Origin of the sequence: Kribbella sp. NPDC051770, from assembly GCF_040681455.1 — a bacterium.
GTDB lineage: Bacteria > Actinomycetota > Actinomycetes > Propionibacteriales > Kribbellaceae > Kribbella.
The window spans coordinates 240,323-252,213 of the sequence record NZ_JBFAYT010000002.1; the positions used below are offsets into that span (position 1 = coordinate 240,323).

Sequence of the window (11,891 nt, forward strand, 5' to 3'; positions counted from 1 at the left end):
GTCTGATGCGTGAGGAGTCGCCGATGAGCGCTGAGGCGGTAGAGCAGTCAGGTGCACGCAGCGGTCTCTGGCAGGCCCTCGACGGTCTCCGGTACGGCGCTCGCTCGGCGTTGTCCCCACGCGTCCTGCAGGGCGCGGCGGTTGAGCTCGGCTGGCTGACCACCCATCTGGCCATGTACCCGCTCGGTCTGGTCGGCGGCGCCGGCAGCCGCGCGGACCGGCTGTCGCTCGACCGCCTGACCCCGGCTCAGCGCAGCCTGCTCGTCGGCGACGTCCGCGCGGCCGGTACGCCGATCCTGCTCGCGCACGGCATCGTCGACAACCACACCGTCTTCGCGCTGATGCGCCGGCAGTTGCTGCGGCGCGGCTTCACCCGGATCCACACCTTCTCCTACTCACCCCTGACGCTCGACGTACGGTCGACGGCCCGGCGGATGGCCGCCGAGGTCGAGGCGCTCTGCGAGGAGTCGGGGTCGGACCAGATCCACATCGTCGGCCACAGCCTGGGCGGCCTGATCGCCCGGTACTACGCGCAGCGCCTCGGCGGCGACGAGCGCCTGCACACCTGCGTCACGCTCGGTACGCCGCACCAGGGCACGGTCGCCGCGCGCCTGCTGCCGTGGCCGCTGGTGAAGCAGCTGCGGCCGGAGAGCGACCTGATGGCGGAGCTGGCCGAGCCGGCTCCGGACTGCGCGACGCGGTTCGTGGCGTACTACAGCGACGTCGACCAGCTGATCGTCCCGCAGCGCCGCGCGCAGGTCCGGCACCCCGACCTGATCGCACAGAACGTCCGGATCAACGGCGTCGGCCACCTGTCGCTGCCGTTCCACGGCGACGTCGTGCACCGGATCTGCGGCGTACTGGCCCATCTGGACGACCAGGTCGCGTAGGACACGAAAAACAACTTGCCGGATCTTTGTCAGGATCTCGGCCCGAAACTGGTTGACCTAGCAGCTTGTTACGCGGGTGAGCGGATGCACGTGCAGCGGCTCATGCAAAAGTTTCGTGAAGGAGGACCGGAAAAGGGGGTGGCAGGGTTTGTCGGCTCGTGACCCGTCCGTTATGGTGCTTGAGCCCGCCAGGGGGAATAAATCCTCCGGGCGAGCGGACAGTGCCCCTCCCCTGTGACCGAAAGGCCACGTTGTGTCCCAGCACCGTGCCGCGGGAAACCGCGTCACGCCAGGCAACAGTGCTGCGCGCAAGACCGGCGCATCACGTCACGCCAAACACCGTGTTGCCCGGCGTAACACCCCCAGCAGTACCCAGATCGTCGGTCTCACCGCAGCGCTCGCTGCGGCGGCAGGCGCTGTCGGCTTCAGCCACAGCTCCCTGGCGTCGCCGACGCAGGCGAACTCCGCGGTCAACATCGCCGCACTGTCCGGCGGCAACAGCCTGTCCGAGGTCACCACGGCCCGGATCGAGCGCCGCCAGCTGGCCACCCGTGACTCCTCCCGGGTCGAGCTCACCAGCACCGAAGCCACCAAGAAGCAGGCCGCCGCGGACCGCCTCTCCAAGGCCCGCGCCGCCAAGCTCGACGCCACCCGGGCGCTGACCGCCAAGCGCGCGTCCTCCCTGGCCGCCGCCAAGGCCGCCGCTGCCGCCGCCGCCGAGAAGGCCCGCGAGTCGGCCACCCGCTGCGAGATGATGATCTCCGGCTACCACATCACCGCCACCTTCGGCCAGGGCGGCAGCCGCTGGGCCGCGAACCACACCGGCACCGACTTCGCCGCCCCGATCGGCACCCCGATCCGCTCGGTGATGAAGGGCAAGGTCATCTTCGCCGACTGGGCCGGCGCCTACGGCCGCCAGGTCCAGGTCGAGCACGCCGACGGCACCGTCACCTGGTACAACCACATGTCGAAGTTCAGCGTCGAGGTCGGCGAGACCGTGTACGCCGGCGACCAGGTCGGCGCGGTCGGCGTCACCGGCAACACCACCGGCCCGCACCTGCACTTCGAGGTCCACCCCAACGGCGGCTCCGCGATCAACCCGATGCCGTGGCTGCGCGAGGTCTGCGGCCTCAACCCCTGATCCGCTGCCTCCTCTAAGCTGCCCGGATGCGTCCGGCAGCCGGTCAGGTCCTGCACTTCTCCGAAGACCCCACGATCGAGGTCTTCCGCCCACACGTCGCCGCGACCGCTCAACAGCCGTCGCCGTACGTCTGGGCCGTCGGGTCCGAACGCGCTCCCGACTACTGGTTCCCCCGGCAGTGCCCCCGCGCGATGGCGTGGGCGGACCCCGGGACAACCGAGGTGAGGCCGCTCGGGCCTGCCAAGCGCGTGAGTCATCTGTTCGCCTTGCATGCCGAGGCCGGTATCCAGTTGCGCGTGCTGCCGAACCTGCATGCGTTCTGGGACGAGGCGATCGTCAGCACGCTGGAGTTCAGCGGGATCCGGCTGCGGAACGCGCTGCCTCGGCCTGCTGCCGTTGACTGAGAGCCGTGGTGGCACGATGTGCCGGTGAGGAACCCGACCTACCTCGAGACCGCCGAGGGCGCCTGGCAGTGGACGCTCGGGCAGTTGCGTTGGGACGCTGACGGGCCGTGGATTCCCGGTGCGGTGGTCGACGGGGTCGAGCCCGAGGTGTCCTGGGATCGCGACAGCATGCACAGTGGCGTCGCCGGGCTGCTGCACACGCTCGCCGAGATCCGCCTGGCCCGGGCGTGGACTCCTGCTGAGGCTGAGCTCGCCGACGCGGTCGCCGAGCGGCTGATCGCGGTGATTCCGGCGACCACCGACGTCTCGTACTTCGACGGGCTGGTCAGCACGATCGGTGCGCTGGTCGCGGCGCAGCGGCCGGACGGCGTACGGGCTGCTGTTGATCGGCTGCTGGAGCTTGCCGAGGACGACGGCTGGCCGCAGACGCAGATGCTCCCGCCGAAGTTTCTGCCGGGGGCCCGGATCCACGACATGACGCTGGGGACCGCGGGGGTCCTGCTCGGTGGCACCTGGGCTGCCCGGCACGGAGTCGAGTCGGGCGTCGAACTGGCCAACCGCGCAGCCGACATCCTGCTGACCGAGTCGGCTGCTAATGACGACCTCGGCTGGCCGTTCGTCCCCCAGCGCTTCCGGACCGAGTCCGGGGCCGTCATGCCCAACCTCTCCCACGGCCTCGCCGGGGTCTCGGCTGCGCTCGCCGCTGGAGGTATCGCGCTGGATCGCCCGGAGCTCGTCGGCGCAGCTACGCGGACGGCCGAGCAGCTGATCTCCCTCGGTCGCACCGACGGGCGCGGCTTCGTCGTACAGCGCTACATCCCGACCGAGATCAACGACGAGGACGAGGTCACCTACACCTGGTGCCACGGCGCCTCGGGCACCTCGCTCGCCTTCGCCGCGCTCGACGCCGCGGGCGTTCCCTCGATCGCCGGTACGCCGCCTGCCGAGTGGCGAGCCCGCTGCCTCTACAGCGTCCGTACGTCGGGCCTCCCGGAACGCCTCCACCCCGGCTTCTGGGACAACGACGGCCGTTGCTGCGGCACCGCCGGGGTCGGCGACATCTTGCTCGACGCCTGGCACCGCACGCGAGCCGACGACGACCTCGCCTTCGCCCGGCGGCTCGCCGACACCCTGGTTGCCCACGCCATCCACACGGACGGCACGTACTGGAGGTTCACGGAGCACCGCAACGAGGACCCGCTGCTGCCGCCGTCGGTCGGCTGGATGCAGGGCGCCGCGGGGATCGCGGCATTCCTGTTCCACACGGCGCGCGTGGTGGAGCACGGCCCGGCGGCGCAGCCGCAGGCCCGGATGGACACCTGGTGGGCCGGCTAGCTCAGCGGCGTACGGCGTACCGGCGGTCCGGCGTCAGCGGCGCCAGACCTCGGCGGTGGTGAGGAAGGCCGACGACCCCGGGCGGTCCGGCGAACCGTCGACCTGGACGAACCCAGGGACCGAGGCGCCGCCGATCGAGACCGTGGCCGACCGGACCGGAGCGATCACCAGGCTGAGGCTGTGCACGCCCTCGGCGAGCTGGAAGGTGTCGGTCGCGAACAGGCGGCGGTCCAGCACACCACCCATCTCGATCTGGATGTCCGCCGCCTTCGCGCTGAGCCCGTCGGCCAGGTTCATCCGGACCTGCACGAGATCGCGCTCGACCGCAGGCTCGTGCCACGGCAGGCCCTGGACTTCCAGGAACGAGCGGACGAAGTACCGCTCCAGCCAGGCCGCGAGATCCACATCCTCCGAGACCACCCGGACGATCCCGTCGAACCACAGCACCACCGCCGTACCGGAACCCCGGACCGACCAGTCGACCATCCAGATCGACGCGTACGCCGTCACCCGGCCCTTCTCGTCGAACAGCCGCAGCCCAGGATTGGCTCCCGCCAGGATGATCCGGCGGGTGGAGCTGTCAGCTGCCTTGGGCATGGGAGGACCTGTCGTCCGGGGAGGGCCGAAGACCCAGAGTGACCCACGGCAGGGCCATCCCGCAACGCGAACGCGCATTCCTGGACGCCCGCGCGGCCTCGCGGCGTGGGAGGATCACCGTCTGCACCGCCGAGAAAGGGCGCCTCGATGCCGTCAGATGGACCCACCCAGTGGACCGCCACGCTCCGTGAGCACGGCCGGCTGGCGATCGGCCCGGAGCGCACCCGGCTGGCTCTCGGGCTGGTCGTCGCGGGCGCGATCCTGCTGATCAACGGCACCCGGACGATCAGCCTGCTGTCGGGCGACGTGACCTGGGACGTGATCTCCTCGGCGCGCGCGGTGTTCGCCGTGCTGGCGGCCGGTGCGCTGCTGCTGATCCTCAACAACCTGCGAACCCGGCGCTGGACGCTCGTGGTCGACGCCGACGGCGTCGCGCTCGGCCGCCGGCGGCTCGCGTGGGGTCAGATCGCGCAGGTCACCACGGCGAAGGAGCAGACGGTCGTCCACTCCGTCACCGGCACCGAGGACCTGCGCGTCACCACCAACACGGTGAAGGACGTCCGGGTCCTCACCCAGTGGCTCACCAACGAGCTGAACGACCACCGATGACCGGCCGTACGGCGTACCTGCGGCCGCTGGCTTGTGCGAGCTGGCACACTGAGCAGACCGTGGCATAGGGCAACCATCCGCCCAGCGCCGCGGGACGACCGTTCCGGCCGGGAGGATCCTTGCTCGAGATCAGTGGGTTGACCTGGGCCGTGACGATCGGCCTGATCGTGCTGCTGCTGGCCGTGGACCTCGTGCTGGCCACGCTGCGGCCGCACCGCGTCGGCTTCGGCGAGGCGACCGCCTGGTCGGTGTTCTACGTGGCCGTCGCGGTGGCGTTCGGGGTGTGGTTCACCAGCCAGTACGGCGGTGCCGCCGGGACGGAGTACTTCGCCGGCTACATCGTCGAGAAGAGCCTGTCGGTCGACAACCTGTTCGTCTTCGTGATCATCATGACGACGTTCGCCGTACCGGAGAAGCACCAGCACAAGGTGCTCACCTTCGGCATCGTGCTCGCCCTGGTGATGCGGGCGATCTTCATCGCGGTCGGCGCCACCCTGCTGTCGCTGTTCTCGTTCATGTTCCTGCTGTTCGGTCTGCTGCTGCTGTTCACCGCGGTCCAGCTGTTCCGGCACCGCAACGAGGATCCCGACGTGGAGAACAACGTGGTGGTGCGGACCGCCCGCCGGGTGCTGCCGATCACCGACGACTACGTCGGCGGCAAGCTGGTGATTCGGCGGGAGGGCCGCCGGCTGGTGACGCCGCTGTTCGTCGTTCTGGTGGCGATCGGCGGGGTCGACCTGCTGTTCGCGCTGGACTCGATCCCGGCGGTGTTCGGGGTGACCGACGAGCCGTTCATCGTGTTCGCGGCGAACGCGTTCGCGCTGCTCGGGCTGCGCGCGCTCTACTTCCTGGTCAAGGGGCTGCTCGACCGGCTGGTGTACCTGTCGGCCGGGCTCGCGGTCATCCTGGCGTTCATCGGGGTGAAGCTGATCCTGCACTGGGCGCACGTCGACATCGACACTGCCGTGCCGGAGGTCCCGACCTCGGTCAGTCTCGGGGTGATCGTCGTCGTGCTGCTCGTCGTGGTGGTGGCCAGCCTGCTCAAGACCCGGAAGTCGCCGGAGACCAAGGCGCACGCGGGGTCGTTGCGGGCGACCCGGCGGCGCGAGGACGGGGGCGGGGACTCCGCTTGAGCGCGCCAGTGCACCGTCGCGGCCGTCCTCCCAGCCTTCGCGCCGGCTACAGCCCGGGCTGGGCCGGCGCTGCGGTGCCGGCTACAGCTTCTGCACCGGCGCGTACCTGAGCAGCAACCGCTTCACGCCCTCCGACCCGAAGTCGATATCGGCCTGCGCCTGCTGCCCCTCGCCGCGGACGACGACGACCGTGCCCATCCCGAAGCTGTCGTGCACGACCCGGTCGCCCGGGTTCAGGCTGATCACCGGCTTGTCCGACGCCGTCCGCCGGGCCGGCTCGTACCGGCTCGGGATCCCGCTGCCCCGGCTCGTCCCGGTCCCGGACCAGCGGGTGATCGCGGACTCGTCGCGCCGCCAGTCGAGCAGCTCGGCCGGGATCTCCTCCAGGAACCGCGACGGCGGGTTGTGCTGCGGAGCGCCGTACGCCGAACGCACCGCCGCCCGCGAGATCGACAGCCGCTGCCGGGCCCGGGTGATCCCGACGTACGCGAGCCGTCGCTCCTCCTCGAGCTCCTTCAGGTCGGTCAGCGACCGCGAGTGCGGGAAGACGCCGTCCTCCATGCCGGTCAGGAACACGACCGGGAACTCCAGGCCCTTCGCCGTGTGCAGCGTCATCAGCGTCACCACTCCGCCGTCGTCGGCGGCGTCCGGGATCTGGTCCGCGTCGGCGACCAGCGCGACCCGCTCCAGGAACGCCTGCAGGTCCGACGGCTCGGCGGCCGCCGTCCGCTCCTCGACGAACTCGCGCGCGACCGAGATGAACTCGTCCAGGTTCTCCAGGCGGGTCTCGTCCTGCGGGTCGGGCGACTTCTGCAGCTCCTCGTAGTACCCGGAACGATGCAGCGCGACGTCCAGGATGTCGTCCGGCGGCGCCCCCGAGTCGACCATCGCGGTCAGCTCGTCGAGGATGTCGACGAACGACTGCACCGCGTTCACCGACCGTGACGCCATCGCCGGCGCGTCCTGCGCGCGGCGCATCGCCTGCGCGAACGAGATCCGGTCCCGTGCCGCCAGCGCCTCGATCGCGGCCTCGGCGCGGTCGCCGATCCCGCGCTTCGGCACGTTCATGATCCGCCGCAGCGAAACCGTGTCCTCCGGGTTCACCAGCACCCGCAGGTACGCGAGCGCGTCGCGGACCTCCTTGCGCTCGTAGAACCGGACGCCGCCGACCACCTTGTACGGGTGGCCGGTGCGGATGAACACCTCCTCGAACACCCGCGACTGCGCGTTCGTCCGGTAGAACACCGCGACGTCGGACGGCTTCACCTTGTCGGCGTCGGCCAGCCGGTCGATCTCGTCGGCGACGAACTGCGCCTCGTCGTGCTCGTTGTCGGCGACGTACACCGCGATCTGCTCGCCCTGGCCCTGGTCGGACCACAGGTTCTTCGCCTTGCGGCCCTCGTTGCGGCTGATCACCGCGTTCGCCGCGGTCAGGATGGTCTGGGTGGAGCGGTAGTTCTGCTCCAGCAGGATCGTCTCGGCGCCCGCGAAGTCCTCCTCGAAGGCCAGGATGTTGCGGATGGTGGCGCCGCGGAACGCGTAGATCGACTGGTCGGAGTCGCCGACCACCATCAGCTCGGCCGGCGGCGCGCTCGGGCCGGTGCGGCCCGGCTCGTCCTCGCCACAGAGCTCACGGATCAGCGTGTACTGCGCGTGGTTGGTGTCCTGGTACTCGTCGACCAGCACGTGACGGAACCGGCGCCGGTAGTACTCACGGACCTCCGGGAAGGCCTGCAGCAGGTTGACCGTCGTCATCAGCAGGTCGTCGAAGTCCAGCGCGTTCGCCTGCGCGAGACGCTCCTGATAGATCCGGTAGCACTCGGCGTACTGCTCCTCCAGGTGGTTGGAGGTCTTCGACGCGGCCGTCTCGTGGTCGACCAGCTCGTTCTTCTGGGTGGAGATCCAGTTCAGCACGGCCCGCGGGTTGTACCGCTTCACGTCGAGGTCGAGCTCCCGGCAGACCAGCGTCATCAGCCGCCGCGAGTCGGTGTCGTCGTAGATCGAGAACGTCGAGCTGATCCCGAACCGCTTGATGTCCCTTCTGAGGATCCGCACACACGAGCTGTGGAACGTCGACACCCACATCAGCTTCGCCCGCGGCCCGACCAGGTCCACCACGCGTTCCCGCATCTCCGCGGCCGCCTTGTTGGTGAACGTGATCGCCAGGATCGCCCCCGGATGCGCGTCCCGCGCCGCCAGCAGGTACGCGATCCGCCGCGTCAGCACCCGCGTCTTGCCCGACCCGGCGCCGGCCACCACCAGCAACGGCTTCCCCGCATGCACCACCGCAGCCCGCTGCTGCGGGTTCAACCCCTCCAGCAGCTCTTCAGGGTCAGCCTTACCCTTCCTGGGCTGCTCGAGCGGCACCGGAAGCTCATCAGGAGAAAACAGCGTAGTCATCGCCCACCAGGGTAGGCGCTCCCACGGACAGTTCCGGTACGGGCGGTCGAACTAGCCCGGGAACACGTACTGATCGATGTCGAGCGACGCCCTCGCGGCAGCCATCCACCGGATGAGTTCCGGCGACAGGAAGATCCCCTTCTCCAGCGGATCGTCGAGGTCGTCGATCCGCTGGACGATCACCAGGAACGCCTCCGCCTGCCCGGCCGCGACCAGGCTTCCCACGGCCTCCGCGAAGTCCAGCCCCCACCCGAGGATCGAGTCCTCGAAGTCCTCCGCCCGCCCGTCCCCGGTCGACACCGCCCGGCGCTTCCAGACCGAGTGCCGGTACGCCGGCGCATGCGGCCGCCGCTGCGTCCCCTTCGCGACCACCTCGTCCGCCGGCACCCCCACCCGCCCGGTGATCTCCTCCGGCAGCAGCGACGTACTCGCCACCCGCAAGTACACCTCGAAGGCTCTCACGAGTCCTCCGCGCCGACGATCACCGGCTGATCCGGTGAAAGCTCTCCTCGTACCCAGCACTGTTCCTGGCACTCCACGTCCGCCAGAACCGCGAGCGACTCCATCACCCGGCTGCGGATGAACGGGTACTTGACCGTCTGCACCCGCCAAGCCTGCCAGACGCTCGCCGGCCGAGAGCAGAACGAGTGAGTACGGCGATCAACTCCCGGGCGCCATCAGCCCGGGAAGTCGAGCTTGGTCCAGGTGTGGTGGGTGTCCCGGAAAAGCTCGAACGACCAGTCGGTGAGGAGCTGGTGGGCGCTTCGGTGGTCGGCGGCGGTGGTTCCGAAGTGCCTCGACGGGTCGCCTTCGCGGCGTTCGACCAGGTAGGTGCCGTCAGGGTTGCGCACGGTCTGGATGTAGGTCTGGCCGCTCGGGTCCGTAGTGCGCTCCACGATCAGGAACTCCGACTCCCCGCGCTCGACCTCGGCCAGCAGTTCGAACAGGAGATCCTCGGACGGGTCGTCGTACGTCGCACCGTTCTCGCTGGTCACACGCAGATGCACTTCATGAGTCCTTCCCGGTGACGATCGCAGGCTGCTGACCCGGTTTCTCGGGAACGTCGCGTCGAACATGGCGGGCGGACAGATCCCCGGACACCCGGTCGAACTCCTCGAGCACCCACACGTAGCTGTGCGCCTGCTCCTCAAGCATCCGTCGAAGCCCGGCGTTCCAGGATCAAGTCGACCGTCGATGTCAGTTCCTGCCCGGCCGTGAGGTGCAGGTGGGCGCCGTCGGGGACGCCTTCCTGTGCGAGGGTCAGGAGGTGGCGCGCGAGGCTGGTGAGGCCGGCGGGGTTGGCGGCGATGACGACTTCCGGCGACGTGGTGTCGACGGTGATCTCGAAGTCGTCGTTCCAGATGAAGGTCAGGCCCGTGGGGCCGTAGGTGCCGAGTTCCACGGGGAGATTGAAGCAGGCTTGTCGGCTGAGAGCAGAGTTGCTGGGAGCAGAAACGCTTCGGTACGGCGTACCGGCGCGGTCATGGTGGAGACATGGCTGATGAGAACAAAGTGCCCCTGTTCGGGGAGCAGGCTCGGTTGGGGTTGTTGCGGCGGCGGGTCGTCGTGCTGGACGGGGTGCTGAACGATGACAACGGGACGTTGCTCGCCACGCAGATCCTGACGCTGGCGGCGGAGGATCCGGAGACGGACATCGCGTTGTGGATCCACTCGCTGGGTGGGTCGGTGCCGTCGATGCTGGCGATTCGGGACGTGATGCGGCTGGTGCCGTGTGACGTGGCGACGGTGGCGTTGGGGCTGGCGTGCAGTGCGGGGCAGTTCCTGCTGTCGGCGGGGACGAAGGGGAAGCGGTACGCGCTCCCGCACGCTCGCGTGCTGATGCACCAAGGCTCCGCCGGGATCGGCGGGTCGGCGGTGGAGATCGAGATCCAGGCCAACGACCTGCGGCACATCCGCGACACCGTGCTGGGGCTGGTCGCCGAGGACACCGGGCAGCCGGTGGAGACCGTGTACGAGGACTCGCTGCACGACCACTGGTACACGGCGCGGGAGGCGATCGAGTTCGGGTTCGTCGACCAGCTCGTCGAGTCGTTCGACCAAGTGATGCCCCTGCGGACGGAGGCGGCCCGATGAGCAGTTACACGATCCCGAACGTGATCACCCAGAGCGCGCGTGGCGAGCGGATCATGGACGTCTACTCGCACCTGCTGTCCGAGCGCATCATCTACCTCGGCACCGGTATCGACGCCGGCGTCGCGAACGCGATGATCGCGCAGCTGCTGCACCTGGAGGCCGATCGGCCGGAGCAGCCGATCAACCTGTACATCAACTGCGAGGGCGGCGACATGACCGCGATGCTCGCGATCTACGACACGATGCAGTACATCAGCTCGCCGATCGCGACGTTCTGCATCGGGCAGGCGATCGCGGCCGGCGCGGTGCTGCTCGCGGCGGGTGAGCCGGGGCAGCGTGCGGTGGTGCCGCATGCGCGCGTCGTACTGCATCAACCGGCGGCTCGCGGGCAGGGCACGATCCCGGATCTGATCCTGCAGGCCGACGAGGTGGTCCGGGTGCGGGCCGAGGTCGAGACGATCCTGTCGACGCACACCGGGCAGTCGGTGGAGCAGCTGCGGCACGACACCGATCGCGATCACGTACTGCGGGCCGAGCAGGCGCGCGCGTACGGGATCGTCGACCAGGTGATCCAGCACCGGCAGGTGCTGAAGGCGTTCGCCGGGGCGTGAGTTGGGGCGCCCGCCGTGCTCGTACGGCGGGCGCCCGCTTCACGTGCTCCGCGGCGCGTACATGATCACGACCACGCCCACCAGGCAGATCACCGCGCCGATCACGTCCCAGCGATCGGGCCGGAAGCCGTCGACGAGCATCCCCCAGGCGAGCGACCCGGCCACGAACACACCCCCGTACGCCGCCAGGATGCGCCCGAAGTTCGGGTCGGGCTGGAAGGTCGCGACGAAGCCATAGGCGCCGAGGGCAACTATTCCGCCGGCCACCCAGAGCAGGCCGCGGTGCTCGCGCCAGCCCTGCCAGATCAGCCAGGCGCCGCCGATCTCGGCGATCGCCGCGAGCACGAACAGCGCGATCGACCGGGCGACGCTCATCCGAGCCGCTCGACCAGTGCGTCCAGCACGCCCGCGCGCTCAGCAGGCACGTCGATCACCAGCAGCACCCCGGGCTCGACCCGGAACGTGAAGAACGAGCAGCACTCGGACTCCCGCGCGACCAGTTCCTCGACCTCCGCCCGCGCGTCGGCGGCGAGGTCGAGCTCGAGCGTCGTCACCCCCGTACGCCGTACGCCGCGCAGCGCCCGCGCGAACAACCGGTCGAACTCCGCCACCCGCAGCGGCTGCTCCGCGGTCGGCAACGTGCACGCATCAGGAACCCAGTTCATGCCTCGACGGTA

17 protein-coding genes are annotated in these 11,891 nt (G+C 69.6%); 8 read left to right on the forward strand and 9 right to left on the reverse strand.

Translation table 11 applies throughout. The features are described 5' to 3' along the window. Positions 1-23 precede the first annotated feature (23 nt). The 4 genes from AB0M01_RS07710 (at position 24) to AB0M01_RS07725 (ending at position 3,770) form a co-directional block, all read left to right on the forward strand. Positions 24-890, forward strand: a complete 867-nt coding sequence (locus AB0M01_RS07710; RefSeq protein ID WP_363666655.1) for an alpha/beta fold hydrolase — start codon at positions 24-26, stop codon at positions 888-890. A 253-nt stretch (positions 891-1,143) separates the two neighbouring features. Continuing rightward, the gene (locus tag AB0M01_RS07715) at positions 1,144-2,031 is read left to right on the forward strand and encodes a M23 family metallopeptidase (RefSeq protein ID WP_363666657.1); all 888 of its coding nucleotides are present in this window, start codon (positions 1,144-1,146) and stop codon (positions 2,029-2,031) included. A gap of 26 nt (positions 2,032-2,057) precedes the next feature. Beyond that, on the forward strand, positions 2,058-2,435 hold the full coding sequence (locus AB0M01_RS07720; RefSeq protein WP_363666659.1) for a DUF6886 family protein: 378 nt from the start codon (positions 2,058-2,060) through the stop codon (positions 2,433-2,435). Between the two features lie 24 nt (positions 2,436-2,459). Next, entirely contained in the window at positions 2,460-3,770 is a 1,311-nt protein-coding gene (locus AB0M01_RS07725; protein ID WP_363666661.1) for a lanthionine synthetase LanC family protein, read from the forward strand. A gap of 33 nt (positions 3,771-3,803) precedes the next feature. On the opposite strand, the gene AB0M01_RS07730 is transcribed toward AB0M01_RS07725, so the two are convergent. Further along, positions 3,804-4,367, reverse strand: a complete 564-nt coding sequence (locus AB0M01_RS07730) for a hypothetical protein (RefSeq protein WP_363666663.1) — start codon at positions 4,365-4,367, stop codon at positions 3,804-3,806. 147 nt (positions 4,368-4,514) lie between these two features. Between AB0M01_RS07730 and AB0M01_RS07735 the strand changes: the two genes are divergently transcribed. Both AB0M01_RS07735 and AB0M01_RS07740 read left to right on the forward strand, forming a co-directional pair. Then, positions 4,515-4,976: a hypothetical protein gene (locus tag AB0M01_RS07735; protein WP_363666665.1), complete on the forward strand. Its 462-nt coding sequence runs from the start codon at positions 4,515-4,517 to the stop codon at positions 4,974-4,976. Between the two features lie 119 nt (positions 4,977-5,095). Next, entirely contained in the window at positions 5,096-6,109 is a 1,014-nt protein-coding gene (locus tag AB0M01_RS07740; RefSeq protein ID WP_363666667.1) for a TerC/Alx family metal homeostasis membrane protein, read from the forward strand. An 81-nt stretch (positions 6,110-6,190) separates the two neighbouring features. Here the strand turns inward: AB0M01_RS07740 and pcrA are convergent, their stop codons facing one another. From pcrA to AB0M01_RS07770, 6 genes are all read right to left on the reverse strand, one after another. Beyond that, the gene (gene pcrA, locus AB0M01_RS07745) at positions 6,191-8,509 is read right to left on the reverse strand and encodes a DNA helicase PcrA (protein WP_363666670.1); all 2,319 of its coding nucleotides are present in this window, start codon (positions 8,507-8,509) and stop codon (positions 6,191-6,193) included. Positions 8,510-8,560: 51 nt separating this feature from the next. Next, the gene (locus tag AB0M01_RS07750; protein WP_363666672.1) at positions 8,561-8,971 is read right to left on the reverse strand and encodes a DUF4279 domain-containing protein; all 411 of its coding nucleotides are present in this window, start codon (positions 8,969-8,971) and stop codon (positions 8,561-8,563) included. Next, the gene (locus AB0M01_RS07755; protein ID WP_363666674.1) at positions 8,968-9,114 is read right to left on the reverse strand and encodes a hypothetical protein; all 147 of its coding nucleotides are present in this window, start codon (positions 9,112-9,114) and stop codon (positions 8,968-8,970) included. Before AB0M01_RS07755 ends, AB0M01_RS07750 begins: the two co-directional genes overlap by 4 nt. 72 nt (positions 9,115-9,186) lie before the next feature. After that, complete coding sequence (locus AB0M01_RS07760; protein WP_363666676.1) at positions 9,187-9,516, reverse strand: hypothetical protein; 330 nt, start codon at positions 9,514-9,516, stop codon at positions 9,187-9,189. A gap of 1 nt (position 9,517) precedes the next feature. Further along, a complete protein-coding gene (locus AB0M01_RS07765; RefSeq protein WP_363666678.1) occupies positions 9,518-9,664 on the reverse strand; it encodes a hypothetical protein in 147 nt (48 codons plus the stop codon). Further along, positions 9,657-9,911 carry a hypothetical protein gene (locus AB0M01_RS07770; RefSeq protein ID WP_363666680.1) on the reverse strand — a complete coding sequence of 85 codons (255 nt, stop codon included), beginning with the start codon at positions 9,909-9,911 and terminating at the stop codon, positions 9,657-9,659. The genes AB0M01_RS07765 and AB0M01_RS07770 overlap by 8 nt, the downstream gene beginning before the upstream one ends. 92 nt (positions 9,912-10,003) lie before the next feature. Here AB0M01_RS07770 and AB0M01_RS07775 point away from each other — a divergent pair, with 92 nt between their 5' ends. Both AB0M01_RS07775 and AB0M01_RS07780 read left to right on the forward strand, forming a co-directional pair. After that, entirely contained in the window at positions 10,004-10,603 is a 600-nt protein-coding gene (locus tag AB0M01_RS07775) for an ATP-dependent Clp protease proteolytic subunit (protein ID WP_363666681.1), read from the forward strand. Continuing rightward, positions 10,600-11,214, forward strand: a complete 615-nt coding sequence (locus AB0M01_RS07780; protein ID WP_363666683.1) for an ATP-dependent Clp protease proteolytic subunit — start codon at positions 10,600-10,602, stop codon at positions 11,212-11,214. Before AB0M01_RS07775 ends, AB0M01_RS07780 begins: the two co-directional genes overlap by 4 nt. Before the next feature lie 39 nt (positions 11,215-11,253). Here AB0M01_RS07780 and AB0M01_RS07785 read toward each other — a convergent pair whose 3' ends face one another. Then, positions 11,254-11,589 carry a YnfA family protein gene (locus AB0M01_RS07785; protein ID WP_363666685.1) on the reverse strand — a complete coding sequence of 112 codons (336 nt, stop codon included), beginning with the start codon at positions 11,587-11,589 and terminating at the stop codon, positions 11,254-11,256. After that, positions 11,586-11,879, reverse strand: coding sequence for a hypothetical protein (locus tag AB0M01_RS07790; RefSeq protein ID WP_363666687.1), 294 nt, complete (start codon positions 11,877-11,879; stop codon positions 11,586-11,588). The genes AB0M01_RS07785 and AB0M01_RS07790 overlap by 4 nt, the downstream gene beginning before the upstream one ends. Between the last annotated feature and the right edge of the window lie 12 nt (positions 11,880-11,891).